The 18,227-nt window shown below is 40.0% G+C and carries 12 protein-coding genes; 4 read left to right on the forward strand and 8 right to left on the reverse strand.

The window, feature by feature from the left end:
- The first annotated feature begins 65 nt into the window (after positions 1-65).
- The 3 genes from G4P69_RS26085 to G4P69_RS26095 are packed head-to-tail and all read left to right on the forward strand — an operon-like array spanning position 66 to position 5,160.
- Entirely contained in the window at positions 66-1,328 is a 1,263-nt protein-coding gene (locus tag G4P69_RS26085) for a tetratricopeptide repeat protein (protein WP_208352301.1), read from the forward strand.
- Positions 1,325-2,434, forward strand: coding sequence for a tetratricopeptide repeat protein (locus G4P69_RS26090; protein WP_208352303.1), 1,110 nt, complete (start codon positions 1,325-1,327; stop codon positions 2,432-2,434). The genes G4P69_RS26085 and G4P69_RS26090 overlap by 4 nt, the downstream gene beginning before the upstream one ends.
- Positions 2,434-5,160 carry a CHAT domain-containing tetratricopeptide repeat protein gene (locus G4P69_RS26095; RefSeq protein ID WP_208345431.1) on the forward strand — a complete coding sequence of 909 codons (2,727 nt, stop codon included), beginning with the start codon at positions 2,434-2,436 and terminating at the stop codon, positions 5,158-5,160. Before G4P69_RS26090 ends, G4P69_RS26095 begins: the two co-directional genes overlap by 1 nt.
- A gap of 464 nt (positions 5,161-5,624) precedes the next feature.
- Here the strand turns inward: G4P69_RS26095 and G4P69_RS26100 are convergent, their stop codons facing one another.
- From G4P69_RS26100 to G4P69_RS26110, 3 genes are read right to left on the reverse strand one after another with little or no spacing between them, the layout of a single operon-like run.
- Positions 5,625-5,897 (reverse strand): 3'-5' exonuclease, encoded by a 273-nt coding sequence (locus G4P69_RS26100; RefSeq protein ID WP_208352305.1) that lies wholly within the window; start codon positions 5,895-5,897, stop codon positions 5,625-5,627.
- 55 nt (positions 5,898-5,952) lie between these two features.
- The gene (locus tag G4P69_RS26105) at positions 5,953-8,232 is read right to left on the reverse strand and encodes an AAA-like domain-containing protein (RefSeq protein WP_208344714.1); all 2,280 of its coding nucleotides are present in this window, start codon (positions 8,230-8,232) and stop codon (positions 5,953-5,955) included.
- Positions 8,233-8,241: 9 nt separating this feature from the next.
- Positions 8,242-10,236 carry an AAA-like domain-containing protein gene (locus G4P69_RS26110; protein WP_208344713.1) on the reverse strand — a complete coding sequence of 665 codons (1,995 nt, stop codon included), beginning with the start codon at positions 10,234-10,236 and terminating at the stop codon, positions 8,242-8,244.
- Positions 10,237-10,882: 646 nt separating this feature from the next.
- Here G4P69_RS26110 and G4P69_RS26115 point away from each other — a divergent pair.
- Positions 10,883-11,083, forward strand: a complete 201-nt coding sequence (locus tag G4P69_RS26115; protein WP_208344712.1) for a hypothetical protein — start codon at positions 10,883-10,885, stop codon at positions 11,081-11,083.
- Positions 11,084-11,277: 194 nt separating this feature from the next.
- On the opposite strand, the gene G4P69_RS26120 is transcribed toward G4P69_RS26115, so the two are convergent.
- From G4P69_RS26120 to G4P69_RS26140, 5 genes are all read right to left on the reverse strand, one after another.
- Positions 11,278-13,629, reverse strand: a complete 2,352-nt coding sequence (locus tag G4P69_RS26120) for a substrate-binding domain-containing protein (RefSeq protein ID WP_208344711.1) — start codon at positions 13,627-13,629, stop codon at positions 11,278-11,280.
- A gap of 130 nt (positions 13,630-13,759) precedes the next feature.
- Positions 13,760-15,040 (reverse strand): AAA-like domain-containing protein, encoded by a 1,281-nt coding sequence (locus tag G4P69_RS26125; protein WP_208344710.1) that lies wholly within the window; start codon positions 15,038-15,040, stop codon positions 13,760-13,762.
- A gap of 201 nt (positions 15,041-15,241) precedes the next feature.
- Positions 15,242-15,601 carry a hypothetical protein gene (locus tag G4P69_RS26130; protein WP_208344709.1) on the reverse strand — a complete coding sequence of 120 codons (360 nt, stop codon included), beginning with the start codon at positions 15,599-15,601 and terminating at the stop codon, positions 15,242-15,244.
- A gap of 665 nt (positions 15,602-16,266) precedes the next feature.
- Positions 16,267-16,746: a hypothetical protein gene (locus tag G4P69_RS26135; RefSeq protein ID WP_208344708.1), complete on the reverse strand. Its 480-nt coding sequence runs from the start codon at positions 16,744-16,746 to the stop codon at positions 16,267-16,269.
- 848 nt (positions 16,747-17,594) lie between these two features.
- The gene (locus tag G4P69_RS26140; RefSeq protein ID WP_208346585.1) at positions 17,595-17,996 is read right to left on the reverse strand and encodes a DUF4209 domain-containing protein; all 402 of its coding nucleotides are present in this window, start codon (positions 17,994-17,996) and stop codon (positions 17,595-17,597) included.
- Between the last annotated feature and the right edge of the window lie 231 nt (positions 17,997-18,227).

Here is an 18,227-nt window from a genome sequence, read left to right on the forward strand (position 1 = left end):
TTATTGGCGTGTTTCCTTACTTATTCAGCATCAGCATTTACCATTCGCGCTCTCGCTAGGAGAAAATGAATACTCAACTAGCCGCAACTATTGAGCATTATGAAGCAGCGATTAAGCGTCTAAAAGAGGCAGGCTCTTCTATTAATGCTGAAACAATTCTACGAGTTTTGAATGCGCGAGACGCAGTACAGGCAGCTTTAAAGCAGCAAACTTTTATTCCTGCCAGTAATTTAATCAAATTAATCGAGTTAGATGGTGCTTTCAGGGATAGTGCAAAAGTAATTACCAAAGCCATCAATGATAAAACAGCCGAGCAATTAGCTTATTGGCGTGAGAGCGTCCAACCAAATGCAGAAGCTTGGTGGTGGAGATTGGACGCAGTAGCGCCTCACCCTTGGGATGTTTGGGATTGGTTGTGGAAAGCTCTAACCATTGCTGGTTGGACTGCCAACATCAGCTTATTGGTTAATATTGCTACTCGCTTTTTGGGAGGGGGAGTTGGGTTAATAGGAGCAGCAGCAGTTGTTTTACCCAGTATTTTAGCTTTACTACAGGTAAGTAGCGAACTTACCAAAACAGGTCAAGAAGGTTTAAAAAAATTACTGGATAACAGGATTCCCCAGCAATATCACCAAGAAGTAAAGCTTGCTTATACTCTGCTGATGTCTGGAGTGCTGGCCGTTTTTTGGTTGTCTTTACCTGCAATTTCTAACATCTACAACCACAATGGGCTAAAAAATTATGACAACAAGAGTTTAGGAAAAGCCGAACAAGATTACCAAAGGGCCATTTCCCTGAATGCCGATAATACCGAGGCTCATTATAATCTCGGTAATCTCTACGAAGATTGGCAAAATTGGGAAAAAGCCAAAAAAGAATACCAAATCGCAGTTGCAGGGGAATTACCAGAAGCTTACAACAACCTAGCTCGCTTGTACATTCGAGAGAAAAAATATCCCCAGGCTGCTTTTCTACTGACGAAAGGTCTTGAATTAACTAATACGCCAGATTTTAAAAAGCTGGAAGTTAGATACAGCTTGTTTAAAAACCTGGGATGGGCAAGGTTGGAACAAGGCAGGTATGAAGAAGCACAACGAAACCTGCAAGCAGCAATAGGTATTACTAACAACCCTGAAGCAATAGTGCAGAAGCATATCGATAACCTTGGTGCAGCACATTGCTTGTTAGCACAAGTTTTGCAAAAGCAAAAACAACCAACAGCACTCTCACATTGGCAAAAATGTTCTGATTTGGGTTCAAGCCGAAATCCCGATGAAGATACATGGTTACATCTAGGCAAGGTACAATTACGCAAAGGAGGGAAATGATGCGAATATTCCACAATACTAACTGGGTAGCTGTAATATCGCTCAGTCTAGTTTTAGTTCCTGTGGCAACACCTGGATTTAGTCAGCAACGTCAACAACATGGGCTTAATTTTATTTCTGAGATTAAAGGAAGTGTGGAAATGAAGAAACCCGAGTGGAAAAGCTACCAGCGAGCATACGGAGGTGAAACACTAAGCCCCTCAGATAAGTTGCGTTTGGCACAAGGCGCATCAGCGAAAGTTATTTGCGATAACTTGATGAGTTGGGATCTAAATTCTAAAGGTGAATTTGAGGTGTCAAAGGGTTGTCCATCAACAACAAGACAAGTTCTTAGACGACCAAATGCTAAAACCAGTCCGACTCGTGCTGGTAATGACCCCACAATTCCCTACCTTATCAGTCCGCGAAATTCCGCAATTTTGACTCGCCAGCCTACCTTCCGGTGGAATCCTGTAGAAACTGCAACCAGCTATCAAGTAAAAGTATTGGGACCTGATGTCAATTGGTCAACCCAAGTTAACCAGCCCCAAGTTGTTTATTCTAGCAAACAACCTCTTAAACCGGGGTCTCGTTATTGGGTAAACATTACAGCTAGTAATGGTGTCTCCAATGAGAAAGAAGAGGGACGTTTTCGAGGATTTTCTGTGCTGAATGATGCAGACACTAAACAGGTAAACGCTGAGATTGCACAGTTGCAGCAAGAGGCATTAAGCAATGAATCAAAAATGTTGGCTTTGGCACATTTGTATAGAAGCAATGACTTGAATGCTGACGCAATTGATTTATTAGAAGGATTAGTTAAAAAAGGCAGTCGCAGCACTGCTGTTTTCCAACTTTTAGGAAGCACTTACGAACAAGTAGGTTTAAATCAGTTGGCGAGAGAACGTTACTTAACGGCACTCCAACGAGCAAAGGCAGAAAGGAATCTGGCAGGACAAGCAATTATTCGAGCTAGCTTAGGAGAAGTAGATGTCAGCCTAGACCAATTAAAGCAAGCATTCCAGTGGTTCCAAGATGCTCAGGATAACTACCAGTTATTAGGCGATCAAAGACAGGTAGAGGAACTAAAGCAGAAAATGGATGACTTGAAGCGGAGGATTTCCTAATGAGAAAGTTGAGAGTTAAACAGGCGTTAATTTTGCTAAGTGTGTTGCTTATAGCTGGGCTATGGGTTTTGCAACCAGAGTTGATTGTTGGACAACAAACTCCTCCTGCATCAACTGCCCAGTCTGAAGAGTTAGCAGAAGCAGAACGGCTCTATCAGCAGGTAGAGCAACTATACAGCAAGGGTAGATATATTGAGGCGATTCCATTAGCAAATCGTGTAATAGATATTCTTAAGAAAGAACGAGAATCTAAAATTACTGATGTATCATCTGTTATTAGTACTTTAGCACTTCTGTATAAGAGTATCGGGCGCTACAGTGATGCAGAACCTCTTTATCTACAAGCTCTAGAAATGATGAAACGTTCGCAGGGAGATGAGCACCCATATGTAGTAATTGCTAAGAGTAATTTGGCTGCTTTGTACCAAGAGCAGGGACGCTACAGTGATGCAGAACCTCTTTATCTACAAGCTCTAGATATAATAAAACGCTTGCAAATAAAAGGTCATCCCGATTTACTAATTACCGATGTAATAAATACTTTTAGTAATCTAGCAACTTTATACAAAATTCAAGGACGTTATAAAGACGCTGAATCACGCTATTTGGATGCTGTAGAAATGACAAAACCTCTAATGACTAATAAAAAATATACGGATGATATATCAGTACTTTTCAACAATTTGGCAGATTTGTACCAAGATCGCGAATGTTACAAAGATGCTGAATCTCTCTATCTGCAAGCTTTAAATATGCAGAAAAAACTGTGGGGCGAATATCATCCTTTAGTGGCAACTATCATAGAGAATTTAGCCTCTTTGTACGAGAGTCAAGGACTAAATCAAGATACGGAAGCACGCTACTTGGAAGCTTTAAAAATAAGAAAAACCTTTTTACCGAAGAATCATATCGCTATTGCCACAACCCTCAATAATTTAGCTGGGTTTTATCAAAGCCAGAAGCGTTATGATGAAGCCGAAGCTTTATACTCTCAATCCTTAGAAATGATGAATTTTATACTAGGAAAAACCCATCCACATCTAGGAACAATTCTGATTAATTTTGCTAATTTTTATTGGGAAAAAGGTAATATAAATAAAGCAATCTCTCTCAGGCAAGAAGGACTACAAATACAAGAAGATAACCTTGTTTATAATCTCGCCACAGGTTTCGAGCGCCAAAAACGTGATTACATTGGCACAAACATTTTCGGAACTACCAACGCTAGCATCTCTCTACACCTAAATTCCGCACATCATAACCCAGATGCCGCACGTTTAGCCCTGACTACCATTTTTCAACGCAAAGGACGCATTTTAGATGTTCTCACCAATAGTCTACAAATCCTCCGCCAGCATGTTCAAGATTCAAAAACTCAGGAATTATTAACTGAACTTTCCGACACGTATAGTCAACTTGCAGCCTATGTTTACCAACAACTTGAAAAGCCTCCTCTTGAAGAAGATCGCAAACAATTAAATGATAAAGCAAAACAACTGGAAGATAAATTGAGTCGTCGTAGCTCAGAATTCCGTCAGCTATCCCAATCTTTCACATTGAGCTTAGAATCTATACAAAAATTAATTCCCCTTGATGCAGTTTTAATTGAACTGGTGCGATATGAACCTTTCAACCCGAAAGCAGCAGAAAAAAAACGTTTTGGCAAACCCCATTATGCTGCTTACGTCCTCGCTTCGAGTGGTGAACCTCAAGCTATAGACTTAGGAGAAGCTAAAGAAATAGCACAAACTTTAGAAATATTCCGTGAATCTCTGCGCGACTCTAGCACTTCTATTGAACAAGTTAAACACTCGGCACGCGATCTAGATAAACTTATCATGCAACCCGTCCGCAAGCTTTTAGGGAACAAGCGCCAAATCCTAGTTTGTCCCGATGGCGCACTTAACCTAATTCCCTTTGATGCCTTGGTCGATGAAAATAATCACTACCTAGTAGAAAACTATTCCTTCACTTACCTTACCTCGGGACGGGACTTGCTCAGATTGCAAAAACAATTCCCCAGCCAACAGCCTCCAGTTATCATTGCTGACCCTAAATTTGCTGGTAAACCAGCAAATATTCGCTCTATTGATCTATCTCAAAGAAATTTTCCTCCTTTACCAGGTACAGCAAAAGAAGCAGAAGCAATCGCTCCACTTTTTGGAGGAATAAAACCGTTAACGGGTGATCTGGCTACAGTGGAGGCGATTAAACAGGTTAGAAGGCCAAGGATTCTCCATATAGCTACTCATGGTTTTTTTGAAACTGCTCCAAAGGCAGAACAAAATCAAAACACGTTCGATGACAATCCCATGCTACTGTCAGGATTAGTTTTAACTGGAGTTAAGCAAAAGCTAAACCAAAAAGATGGGATTCTTACTGCTTTAGAAACAAGTATATTAAATTTAATGGGTACAAAACTGGTGGTACTTTCAGCCTGTGACACTGGTTTAGGACGCATTTCTGCTGGCGAAGGAATTTATGGTCTACGTCGCGCTTTGGTTATTGCTGGTTCTGAAAGTCAAGTAATCAGTCTGTGGAAAGTAAATGATGTTGCCACTAAAAGATTAATGGTATCTTACTACCAGCGCGTTTTAGGTAAGGAAGGACGCAGCAAGGCACTACAGCAAATTCAACTGGAGATGCTGCGTAGCAAACAGTATCAGCATCCTTATTACTGGGCAGCATTTATACCTTCTGGTGATTGGAGACCTATGGAGCGTTAAGTTGTTTAAAAGTTTTTAGGATGGTAGCTATAAAGGCGATAGCGCTGCGCCCCTTGGGGGATCGCCCAACAATTTACAGTAAAAATATACTAATTTGGGCATTTAGGTGGAATATACGCATAGAGCGGGTTATTTTCGACAAACACGCTATGCGCGTACCGTCGAAAATAACCCGCCACCATAAAAGCAATTAAAATAGACGCCCTTAAAAATATTTTGTAAATCCCAACAAATAACCGAAAGCTGGTAATGTGAAAAAAATCTAGCCGTAATTGCAGTAACGCTATCCTTCCTCCAATCAAGCTTAAGTCAAATTAACCGTAGACGCAGGACGATCGCCAGATCGCATCTCACCAAGTGGAATACGATCGCCCAAATAAACTTTCCCAGCAGAGAAATCAGAATACACGATCGCCAACCACTAAACGTTTTTTAATCGCACTCCCTAAGCCATTGCCCTATTTTTACGCCAAATCGACTTTGTGTGAATTTTCAATTTCACTGATAAAAGGCGAGTTACCAGAGGCACTGATCGCTAGAAAATCTCCTGGGCGATTCATAGCAACATACATTAACCGCCGCTCTGACTCTTCTAAATTATCCCCAAACTGCTTTGGTAAATGGTCAGCCCACATAAAAATAACAGCACGGTACTGCAATCCTTTAGCAGAGTGAATAGTTTGGATCTTGATCCCATAAAATACTAGATGGAAAAAGCCTATTTTAAGGTTTTCCACAACCAAATATTCCTCTTATAGAATCTAGAAACCCGTTTTTTGGATATAAATGTGATTACTGAATCGGTGTTCTAGCAGAGAAGTTAGGCTTGATTCCGTAGTATCGATTTTTTGTCAATGCGTAAGGGGAGCAATACCCTTGCTTCATAGCAAGTAGCCTACTTAAGGCTTGTTTGGAAGTGTCCAAATCATTTTGTGCAGACATTTTCTGAGATGTCTGAAAATCTTCTGCTGCTTTTGTACAGTTTTCTTGTAAATTTTCATTACTACCTAGTACTATATCATAACGAGCGATACCTCGTTGTAAATAAGCTTTTGCCATCTTAGAATTAATAGAGATTGCGTGGTTAAAGTCCTCAATTGCTTGCTGATACTCGTGGTTATATTCGGTAACGTATGAGGCCATTTGAGTGTGAGCAATACCACGTTCAAAGTAAGCTTCTGCGCTCAAAGGATCTAATTTTAGTGCCAAGTTAAAATCCTTGATTGCTTTTTGATATTCTTCTTTAGGGAAACCACTTCTTGGAGCAATCTGCGAGTAGGCCTTACCCCGCCATACATAAGCTTCAGCCTCATTGCTATTCAGTAGCAAAGCTCTATTGAAATCTGCAATTGCTAGATTGTATTCTTTATTACTGTCACTTTTAGATTCGGCTAGTAAGAACAGGACCTTCCCCCGATTTTTATAGGCTTTGAATTCATTAGAATTCAAGCGGATTGCTTGATTATAATCTGCTAGTGCGATTTCATATTCTTTTAAGTTATAGTGAGCATCACCACGGTCTATATAAGCTTTAGCGTTCTTATGATTTTTTTGTAGTGCGTTGGTAAAGCTTTCCACTGCTTGCGGGTATTTTCCCTCCTTATAAAAAGCTTGTCCTTGTTGATAATACTCTGTAAAAGTAAGATTTTTGTAGTTGCCTTGATTATTTGATACTTGTCCCAGGGAAGAGTATTGGACAATAAAGTAATTGAATAAATTTATAAATAAATATAAAAACAAACAAAACAAAGTGAATAAACTACAACCAAAATAAATGCTTTTATTTCTTGATTGAACACCTGGATAATATTTATAAAGTAGCCTAAATAAAGAAGTTGAGAAAGATAATATTTTTGGTAACTGCCATATAAATGACTGTGTATTTTGCTTAAGTTCTGTTTGATTTACATGAACAGTATTGGGTATTAACAAAGATTGTAGTGGTACAAAATTATTAGATTCTGTTGTCCATTCTAGTAACTCTTGATTGATCCAGTTTTGATTAAAAATAAACTTATATAATTGGTTATGAACTCTTAACTTTCCTTGCTGCTTGATCACTAAGCCTGATAGGCGTAAGTCCATCTGTTCTAAAGTATCATCAGATCCAACTTCTTTCTGCTGTAAAATTTGCTCATATAGTTTTAGCCGCTGTATTGTATCACCTCTTTGGCTGAAAATACGTTCCCTTATTGTCTTAAAATGCTGTTGTTTATCCTGCACTTGCCAGTTTTCAATCATCCGCGAATGCACAATTTTCTCTACACAATGTGCTTCACTACCAGCAGAAATAAATTCTTCTTCAACAACGAGGTGACACAACCATTGAGTTAGAAACGGTTGCCCACCTGTCCATACCAAAACCTCTTTGAGTAATGCTTCAGGATCGTCAACTTGTCCTTGCAATCCCTTTTGTAAAGGCTTCGTTTGGTCAAGTTGAAATCCGCTCAGTTCAATTGCTTTACCGATATTAAAAGTGGATTTAATTTTATCTTTAATCAAATCAGCAGGGGCTGCTACACCCAGTAGTGCAAAAATAAGACGATTATATTTCGGATTCTCGGCACGCTTATTATAGCAGGAACGGATAAATGCAAAAAAATCGTCTTTGAAATCTAAACTCAAGACGCTATCGATTTCATCGACGAATATAACTATATTCTGACTAATCTTGTCCAAAAGTTCTTCTTCGAGGAATTTACTTAAACGCATAACTGGAGAAATATAATTAAGCTTGTCCCACCAGCTTCCAAGGTCAATTTCTAAACTAAAGCCACTTATCAAAAGACTAGCAAACCCTCCATAAAATTGACTATCCGTTACTTTGTGGCTACAGATATCCCTCATTTCAATTGCAACACAAGCAAATCCTTCACTTTTGAGGGCTTTCATAGTTTGTATGCGCAAGCTAGATTTTCCCATTTGTCGACAGTTCAACACATAACAGAAATCCCCAGCTTTTAACCCCTCATAGAAATCTGTATCTGCTTGCCTCTTTACATAGGTGGTGGAAGACTCAGGTAGACTGCCTCCAACTTGATATTGGTGTCCAGAGTTGGGCGATGTATTCATAAGATATTCTTAAGTAAGGCGATCACGAAAATATAGACGGTATAATTCATAGCGCGGCATTACAGTATTACTTTGCAGCTTGACTAAACCTAAGTCATCCAACTTAACAGCTATATTGGGGCTTAGCCCAGAGTTGTATGCTACTGGCTTATCTGCTAAGACTACTTTTTTAAATCCTACAACCACGTGTGTATTTTGGTGCAAATTCTTCCATTGCTGTTCTAAGTGGTTGCGATAAATTCCCAGCATTGTAGAAGATATTTGCAACAATTGTTCAAATGTTGTATTCTTCTGCGCCACCTGTTCAAGGGCTCTACTAACCAAATAGGGATGCCCTCCTACCATATGCATAAGCTGGTCAATTTGTTCGCTGTGCCAGACTAATCCATACTGTCTTGACAAATCTTGTATTTGCTCGTGGCTCAAATCTGTTAGTTTTATCTCGGTTCCTGCATTAAATGGTGATTGATTGATATCCAACTGGGTGTATACTTCGGTATGCAATACGAGCAGCCTGAGTTGTTTCCAAAGGTCACGAGTTTTAGAGTCCTCATGCCAAGTTCGCAACATACCCAAAAACTCTCCAGCAATTTCTTGATAAGCGAAAAGCCGGTCTACCTCGTCTAATGCTAAAGCCAGGGGAGGCTCCCCAGACAACAAGTACTTTTCAAAGTAAGTTCTACACTTAATCTTACTATTACCAACACTCCTACTCCAATGTTCATCAACTGGTTGAATTAAATCCAACATTACAGCTGCACTGGTACAGAACCACTGCAAGAAATGATCTAGGTCGCTAAAATCTGTGGTTGTCGCATCCCGCAAGTTTAATACCACTTTTCGATAGCCATGTTTAACCGCTTGCTCCAAAATTCTTGACATTAGAGACGTTTTACCCATCTGCAAGGGGGCTTTTATACGGATAAGTGCGCCTGGCTGTAAAATCTCCTTATAACAACGATTTTCATCAGGAACTCGCTCTACATAGAAAGTTGATGCAAGATGAGATTTCTCTTCTAATTCCTGCCTATGTATCGGGTAAATTGTCAAACTAATTGGCTTCGATCTAGAAACTTGCTGTTCTCTACGTGCCATGTAATGAGCCAGCGCCAGTTTTGCTGCTTCTGCTCCCCGTCGTACTAATTCCTTTTTTTGGTCTAGTGCTAGGGCAAATTTTAGAAAGTCAAAGTTTGATACATCAATCTCAATGTCTATATAGTTAGGGTCTTGAGCGATATACGTAGGAGGTAGGCTGCCTCTTCTCATCATCAGATCAATTGCAGCCCTTGCAATACTCCCTACCTTTGGTGATTCAAGGTACTTTGTCTGTTGTTTGAACCTTACGCCAATTAATACACAATTTTCCTGTTGGGCTCGTGAATGTAAAAGTTCAACTGGGAAATTTAGTAACAGTCCCCCATCTACTAGTTCTTGACCACGATCAAGGCGTGACATCGGTCTGAACAGACCAGGAATAGAAATCGAAGCGCGTACAGCAAATGAGACAGTTGTACCCGGCTCTTTATCTTTATCGAATACTATGGGGCATCCTGATTGACTGTTCAGATCGCAAGCAACGATCGCTAAATATATATTTTTAGAATCATATAAGTCTGCGAAGATGATATCTTGAGGTTGTCCCAGAACATATGTTCCCAAATTACCCCTTAACCACTTATGGAAACGCTTTCCATCGCAGAAAGCATCTCGCTTTAAAACTAGCTTCCAGAACCACTGACGATTGACGAGCTTAGACCAGTTAAGCTGATGAAAGATGTCGATAGTATGCCACGGAGTGTATCCGGCAGCACAGAAAGCTGCGACAATAGAACCAGCAGATGTTCCAGCTGCACCAGCAATACTAAACTTTTGCGATACCTCTTGCCACGCACCAAGGTGAGCCATCCCAAGTGCACCACCACCTTGGAAAGCAATATATGCTGGCATTTTTTGGGTTTTACCTGTCACGCTGCTGATTTTTGAGTATTCCTCATCTGAAATCATTGCCCTTCCTCTCTTTTTCTACTGCAATCGTTTTTTATGGCTAGAATACTCAGCGGAGATCTTTTTGTACTTACTTTAACAAAATTCAGCAGACTGAAAAGTTTTGTGCTTAGGGAGATTGTGCTTAGGGAGAGTGCACTACTGTTTAAGCTATAGTAGTCTATGACCGTTGCACTTGTTAAGGATGGTGATCGCCCATGAAGAACACTGCTTTTAACATACATATATGATGCGTAACCTTGACAGGTTAAGATCATAAACAGATTACCAATCAGCAGTCTTTGCTTCAAAGTTTTTTCAAAATCGTTGTTCAAAAAACAATTTTCGGGTTAGCGATCGCTTCATCAAAAAAATTATCACTCATTTTAACCCGAAAATCACCGTACAATATTTAGTTCGATACTCCCATTTCGTGTTCATTGTCAGCGTAACTACTAATCGAACCCTCAATCCACCCAAACGGTTGTCCAATGAGCTACCTATAAGCTGGATTGTGTAACCGATTGGAACACTTTTTTTGCTCCTTCACGCTCACTTAGATTCTTTGTTGTGACTAAGTACACCTTAATAACTATTATGCGAATTTCGCCACTAGCCGAGATGACTTTGTGGTACGATCGCCTGGGTAAACTTTCGCAGCGTGGAAATGAATCGCCAGCCACTAAACGCTTTTCTGCTCGCACACCCAGAAGACGTATTTTTGTTGAAAACCGCACCTCTCTTCGGGATTAAGGTAACAGCGATCGCACCCCCTGAACACCAGACAACCCCACCAGCAAGTTGGAATTTTCTTGGAGACGTCCAGGAGAAACTTGGCGAAGATATACAAACGAATACAGGCTTGTAACCGATGCCTAGGGTACGGTGTATCAGGTTAGTTATGGTTATGAGGCGATCTCACCACCAGTAGTTTGAAAATCAACAATTGTACAAGGATAGTCTTTGGCGGATAAGTATAAAATGCCAACTTATGACCCAAAGCTGGTAAAATACCCAAGGTTTACGAAGCTTATATTGAGCCCAATTTGTTATCAAAACATTTCACTTATTATCAGTAAATTCCGAGCGAATGGGCACATAACCCGCTTGCTCTACTAATCTTTGACCTTCATCACTCAAGAGTAAGTTGGCATAGGCTATGCCTACTTGTTCATCTAAGCCGCCATCCTGTTTAATGACTACAAAGAGTTGGCGAGTCAAGGGATATGAGTTTTCAATCAACGCCTTTTTATTGATAGTTGTACAGTATTCATTTCCACAGGGGGATACGAAAGGCTGAGAAGATTGGCTGGCTATAGGTAAAAGTCTTACGCTGTTCTGACCAATAGCGTCTGTTATTCCAGCAAAGCTTATACTACCTGGGGTTGTGATAACACGCATGAGGGATGCTGTGGTGTTTTCCACTGCTATGAAGTTAGGACTGAAGGTTTCTTCTTGCAGTACTTTTGATTGAAAGAATTGTGAGATACCACTATCAATTGAAGGACGACCGAAGATAGTAATTTTTAAATCGGGACCGCCAATTTGTTTCCAGTTAGTAATTTTCCCTGTAAAAATATCCTTTATCTGAGATAAGGTTAAACCAGAGATAGGCAATTGAGGATTGACATATATGGCAATGCCATCAAGCGTAATAGGAATTTGTTTCAGGTTAAAGCCTCGACTTTTAGCTTCTTCTAACTCCTCGGATTTTAATGGTCTAGAAGATTGTGCAAAACTCAGCTGACCATCCAAAAGCATATTGATTCCAGACCCAGACCCAGCTGCTCCCGATTGTTGCTCGGTATAGCGCAGCTGAAAATTGGGATGACTTTTCGTTATCTGGGCTTGTACAAACGACGATCGCAGCGGTACAAAGCTTGTAGAGCCTCCATAGTTGTAAAAACCAGCAGGGACGTTGGGCACATCAGCAAGCTTAGCGCACAAGGTATTACCAGGAAAGGATTTATCTGAAGTACACGCAGTAGCCATCTTCGCAGTAAGAGGAATCATCTTCAACGAGGAAAGACTGTTGCTCACAGAAAAGAGCAAAAAGCCAATGCTAATGATAGCTAGAATCGTCCCTCCTCCTACAAGGAGTTTTTTTCTTGAGTTATGTTTCTCTAATTGATAACTATCTAATAAAAAATCATAATCTTGGTTGCTCAATCTTTTCCCTTTTACCCATTCACGCGCTCTTAGTAAAACCTGTCCTTGCAAAAGATATTTATCCTGATAATTGGAAGCAACCCAGAGTGTAATCGCCTTAGCATAAGGTCGTAAATCTGCTAAAGCCTGCTCAACCCATTTTTGATGAAAAATCAGTTCGTAAATCCGGTTGTAAACTCTTAAATAACCTTCTTTCTCTACCACCAAACCTGATAACCGCAGTTCAATCTGTTCGGGAGTACCATCTGCTATAATTTCTTTTTGTTGCAGAATCTCTTGATACATTCCTAATAGCCTTACAGCAGATTCTTCATCTCTTAAAATTCGCTTTCGTATAGTCTTTAAATGTTCTGGCTCATCTTGAGATTCCCAGTTTTTTATGATGTAACATTGCACTAAATTATCAATTAACGATAGGGAATAGGGAACAGCAAAGAGCGAGTTACTAGTTTGTTTAACGATTCCACATTTACCGTTCACTAATAACTTACATACTTTTTGGGTGAGAAAGGGTTGTCCCCCTGTCCACTGCAAAATCTCTTCTAACACTGCTTGAGGATTCTCAACCTGTCCCAACAATCCCGATGCTAAAAGTGTTGCTTCTTCTAACTTAAACCCGCACAGTTGAATGGCTCTACCAATGTTAAAAGGTGTACGATTTCTATCACCGATCAAATCTGAGGGGGTTGCCACACCCAACAGTGCAAAAGTCAAACGTTGGTATTCTCGCTTTTCCGTGCGGTTGTTATAAAAAGCGCGGATAGCAGCAAAGAAATCATCTTTAAAACTAAATCCTAGTAGACTATCAATTTCATCAATAAAAATAACTATATTTTCAGAAATTTGTTGCAGCAGCACTTGTTCGATAAATTCGGCCCAACATTGTACAGGTGAAAGAAATTCTCGCTCTTTCCACCATGTTCGCAAATTAAAATCTTCTGAAAGTTCAAAGCGGTTGACAAGATGTCTTACTAAACCACCATACCATTGCTGTGGCGTGACTTGTTGGGAACCAATGACGGTAATATCTATCGTCGCACAGCGAATCCCATCTTGTTCCAACCTTTGCATGGTTCGCACTCGTAAGCTAGACTTGCCCATCTGTCGGCAGTTTAAGACATAACAATACTCGCCTGCTTTTAGTGCTTGATAAAATTCTTCGTCTGCTTGACGGTAAACGTAACTGAGGGCGTCAACAGGTAAGCTACCCCCTACTTGATAGGTTAATGTTGATTTGTTGTTCATATTAAATCAAGTTAAATTGAACATTGTAGGGTGCGCCTTTGGGAGCTTAATATACTATCGTTAGTTGTTGTCATTGTATATATTGCGTTACGGCTGCGCCTAACTCGTCTTAAAAAATCACAAACAAAATTCAGGGAATCAATCCAAAGCGATCACTCAAATATTTCCGATACAAATTACACCCAATTGTCACTTCATTGCCCGTAAGATTCACTAGTCCCATACTGTGTAATTTATATACCAGCATTGGTGGTAGACGTACCCCATCTGTTGACATCACTAATTTTTTCAGTGCTTCTGCCAATTCAGGATACTGTTCAATTAAGCACCAATATCGACGCAGATGATTGCTGTAAATACCTGCTTCGGTGGCAGCAAATTGTAGCAATTTTTCCAGTGTCAAATGGCGATTTACCTTAAGGGAAGAAAACGCCTCCCCTACTAAATAAGGATGTCCTCCTACCACTGTCATTAACTGATTTACCAGTTGGAAATCCCAATCAAGTCCATGCTGCCGTGCTAAATGATGGACTTGTTCGCTATTAAAATCAGGTAAATCTATTGGTACACCTACATTAAATGGGGACTCATTCACATTGAGAGGAACATAAACTTCTGTAGAGTGAACAATGATCAACCGCAATTTTTTCCAGATATTAAAAATTCTCGCCTCTTCGTGCCAAGCTCGCAATAGGCCTAAAAAATCAGAAGCTACTTCTTGATAAGGGAAAATCCGCTCTACTTCATCCAAACATAAAACTAAGGGACTTGCTGATTTTGTTAAAAGATACTTTTCAAAGTATTCTTTACAGTTCATTTTGGGGCTTGAAAATTCCTCATCCCAGTAATCACTCAATCGGTTTGGCATCCCCAAACTTTTACCCACACTGATACAAAACCATTGCAACAGTTTCTCTAGGTTAGTAAACAAACTTGTCTCTGCATAATGCAAATTTAAACATACAGTGCGATATCCCTTTCGCATCAACAAGGGAAGAATTTTCGCCATGAGTGATGTTTTCCCCCGCAAACCGGGGGCTTTGATCCGCAACAGAGAACCAGGTTGCAAAAGCGTCTGATAACAAGTTTCTTCAATGGGAGGACGTTCAACATAAATAAAGCCCACCTCCTCTGAATCATTTTCTATCTGAACCAAATCTTCACACAAAAAGGCGTCTTCGCTCTCATTGGTATTAGTATCCTGTATGATTTTCCAATCTTGTCCCAATCTGTCACAAAGTTCTAGAAAATTTAGATAATCCACAGGTCTGCCATTTAGAAAATTGCTAACAGTGGAGAGAGAAATACTTGCATCTTCCGCCAAATCCTTACAGCGTGCATATCCTTGATGCTTAACGGCATTTTTAACTTTAGTAATAAATTGTTTAGCAACTCTTACTGAGCGTCCCATCGCTGGATTCCTATAAGGAGAATGCCCTTATCATACAGTTCTCTAAATGCACCGTAAAGAACTCAGTTATAAGTCAATCGTAAGTCATATAAGGGGGAGGTAAATTAATTATATTCTTTCATAAGAAGAAAATTTACCTCAGTTCGGTTTTGAACTGAGGTAAATTTTCGTTGATTAAATAAATTTACGCAGCTAGAGCATTTATTCTCTAGAGGAGGTAGGTGCCAAAAGTCCCGCCAAACCACCTAACGCTCCTGTTCCCAGTCCAATGAAAATTTCAGGAATTTCTTTATCCTGGGATTGCAACCAAACCGCACTACCGATGCATGATAGTATAATTAATGCCAATGCGCTAACTACAATCCGATAAATCCAGCAGTCATTTTGCAGAGGCGTTCCCACATTCGTGACAGGCTCATGGGGATTGTTCCTACTTAAAAGTGCCAGTTCCGCATCTTGAGAAACTGGCTTTGATAGTATAGTCACTGATGAATCTGCTGTTAGAAGTAAATTTTGGTTTGTGTCTACATTGCTGTCAGCTTCAATAATGTTATGTTTCATCACTTGGCTCTCTTTGATGTTTGATGAACAGGTAAGTGGAATTAAAACTATCGATGCTCAGACTTAAATCCGGCTACTCGTCTTGCGCCTCGGTTCATTTAATTCTGCTTAATTTCATTAAACAGTAGCGATAATTTAGAACAGACTGGGGATACTTCCGACTTAATTATTACTTGTGACGAGTTATTGATTTATTACTTACTTTCAACGCACTTCCAATGATGGGGTAAGCTTACCGAAGCTGACGTTTGCCACCACATACCGAATAAAAACCTTACTAACTTTTAAGCGAAAGTTGGTAATGTGAAAAAATTCTAGCGGCACTTGCAGTAACTCTATCCCTTGTCCAATCAAGCTTCAGAAAAAATTAACCTTAGATGCAGGACGATCGCCAGTTCGCACCTCACTAAGTAGAGTGCGATCGCCCGGATAAAGTTTCCCAGCAAGGAAATCAGAATACACGATCGCCAACCACTAAACGCTTTTCTGCTCGCACACCCAGAAGACTTATTTTCATCGGAAACCGCACCTCTCCTCGGGATCAAGGTAACAGCGATCGCACCCCCTGAACACCAGACAACTCCAGCAGCAGGTTGGAATTTTCTTGGAGATGTCTTATAGATTTAACTTCTGGAATCTGTTCCTGCTCCTTGGCGGATATTTGCCTAATCGGGTTGGCTCCACGCGTTTATTGCCCAAGAGAGATCTAGTGATTTTCGGCAAGCGTGGGCTAATCTCAAAGATAATTGCTGCAACTGCTTCTGGGGTGCGGAATCCATTATGGCTTTGCCCAGCGCCACCATTGCAGCCTCTACATCTTTGTTCTCCACTAAAGCTAATTCACCCCAGTAAAGTTCCCAAAAACGCTTATTAGCATCAGCAACCTCATTTACATCCGTTGATGTGGCGATTTTCGCTGCAACCTGAGAAGCCTCTGTGTATAGCTTCAACTGGCGTTCGAGAAACGATTTTGTTGCTTCAATACGACGACTTTCAGCTGACCTTTCCGCGTCAATCTTTGCCTGGAAAAGTTCCTTGTGCGATTTGTCGCGCCAAATCCAAACTCCCCAAAAAAAACTTACTACTGTTCCGAAAGCAGTCAGCAGTTTTAGTGTTTGTTCAAATGAAGACGGAAGTAAACTCAAGGTTAACCTCTAACGATTTATTCAAATATACTTTGGTGGTTTAACTCAAACCTTGCACCTGTCCGTACAAACCCGGATAACATCGAAAGATGTACGATAAAGCTACCTAAATTTTATGGTCTTTTATCGGCAAATCAAGGGTTGTATTTTAATACTGAGTAATCAAATTACATCACATTTTTCAGGTGCAAGATGTGAATTTAATCTTTATTTAAGTGTGATTTTAACCAACGCGTGACCAAATTTTGCACCATATCGTGACCCCAGGTTTGCGCAATTGCAAGGATTTTGAGGCAATCAATCTCCCCGTGCTATGAATCAAACTATGACCGTGTGTTTTAAATGTGAACGATAGTCTAACCAAAAATTAGGAATGTGCATTTTGTAAAAAACCCAGGCCAAAACACATGAATGTGACCTAAAATTTTCAACTTGCGGTCAAAATATGGTTCAATATCCCCACGCGGAGGGTTCAAAAATAGTCTTAGCCAAAAATTAAGTGATAAGCGCGATCGCCCGAAACTTCAATTTTTATTTCTCGCGCATCGCAGTAGGTACAAATGAACTACAAAAACCCTGTTGCTTGCCGTGATTAAGTTTTGAGGTTTTTCAACTCAGTTTATAGTTTTGAACTATACCTTGTCCTATAAGATTTTGAACTATATTGTCACCGTTTGGTCGCGCGTTGGTTCAAATCACAATAAGTATAAAATGCCAACTTGTGACCCAATGCTGGTAAAAATAACTTAACTCTTAAACACGATAGTAGCGCTACTGGTTCTCCAATACAGTTGCCAATATAACTCAGAGCCACTGTTACATGACGATAATTGAAGTCTATCGGGTTATTAAATTGTGTCAGTATTCGTTTCAGACTGCTTAAGCTGTTGCTGGTGTATCAAGATCGGTAAGCAACAAAGTCTCAATGTAAACCACCACATATATGACATTAAAGGACTTAAAAACTCACTGTCACTGATTAAACCATGAGCCATACGATTTCTCAGGTTACTGCCAGCGTGTTCTACCAACAAACATTTTAAATCAAATAGTGTGTTTTCATCGAAGATAGAAGCTATCTCTGGACGATAAAGAGTAGAGTTTAAATTGTGTTCGTTCTGAACACCGCTATAGTTTAGTCCAGAAGTAATTATGCCTCGTCGCCACATTAGGTATCGGATAGAATTTTCAATTTGAGGAATCAGGATATGAGTAGATGTGAAAAAGTCTCCAGTTAGTCCTGCAAACAATCCCTTTGCAAACAGATACTCACGTTTTGGTGGAATAAATGGACTATGCGAAATTACAGAAAGAACATCGTCGATTCTTACGCTGTGTTCTAGAATAATTTGATACTGGAGTTTGGACTAAAAGCTCAGGCAGAAGCAAAGCACGGATAGAATAACAGATAAAAAATAGACATTAGTACTGAAGCACAGATTGATTGTTAGAGAGGAAAGCAGTCAGAAGTTACACTGACT

This window comes from Aetokthonos hydrillicola CCALA 1050, from assembly GCF_017591665.1.
In the GTDB taxonomy this organism is placed as follows: Bacteria; Cyanobacteriota; Cyanobacteriia; order Cyanobacteriales; family Nostocaceae; genus Aetokthonos; species Aetokthonos hydrillicola.

Coding starts and splice junctions, on each gene's coding strand:
- G4P69_RS26085 (WP_208352301.1), top strand. CDS start 66: ATGAATACTCAACTAGCCGCAACTATTGAGCATTATGAAGCAGCGATT.
- G4P69_RS26090 (WP_208352303.1), top strand. CDS start 1,325: ATGATGCGAATATTCCACAATACTAACTGGGTAGCTGTAATATCGCTC.
- G4P69_RS26095 (WP_208345431.1), top strand. CDS start 2,434: ATGAGAAAGTTGAGAGTTAAACAGGCGTTAATTTTGCTAAGTGTGTTG.
- G4P69_RS26105 (WP_208344714.1), bottom strand. CDS start 8,232: ATGAATACATCGCCCAACTCTGGACACCAATATCAAGTTGGAGGCAGT.
- G4P69_RS26110 (WP_208344713.1), bottom strand. CDS start 10,236: ATGATTTCAGATGAGGAATACTCAAAAATCAGCAGCGTGACAGGTAAA.
- G4P69_RS26115 (WP_208344712.1), top strand. CDS start 10,883: ATGAATCGCCAGCCACTAAACGCTTTTCTGCTCGCACACCCAGAAGAC.
- G4P69_RS26120 (WP_208344711.1), bottom strand. CDS start 13,629: ATGAACAACAAATCAACATTAACCTATCAAGTAGGGGGTAGCTTACCT.
- G4P69_RS26125 (WP_208344710.1), bottom strand. CDS start 15,040: ATGGGACGCTCAGTAAGAGTTGCTAAACAATTTATTACTAAAGTTAAA.
- G4P69_RS26130 (WP_208344709.1), bottom strand. CDS start 15,601: ATGAAACATAACATTATTGAAGCTGACAGCAATGTAGACACAAACCAA.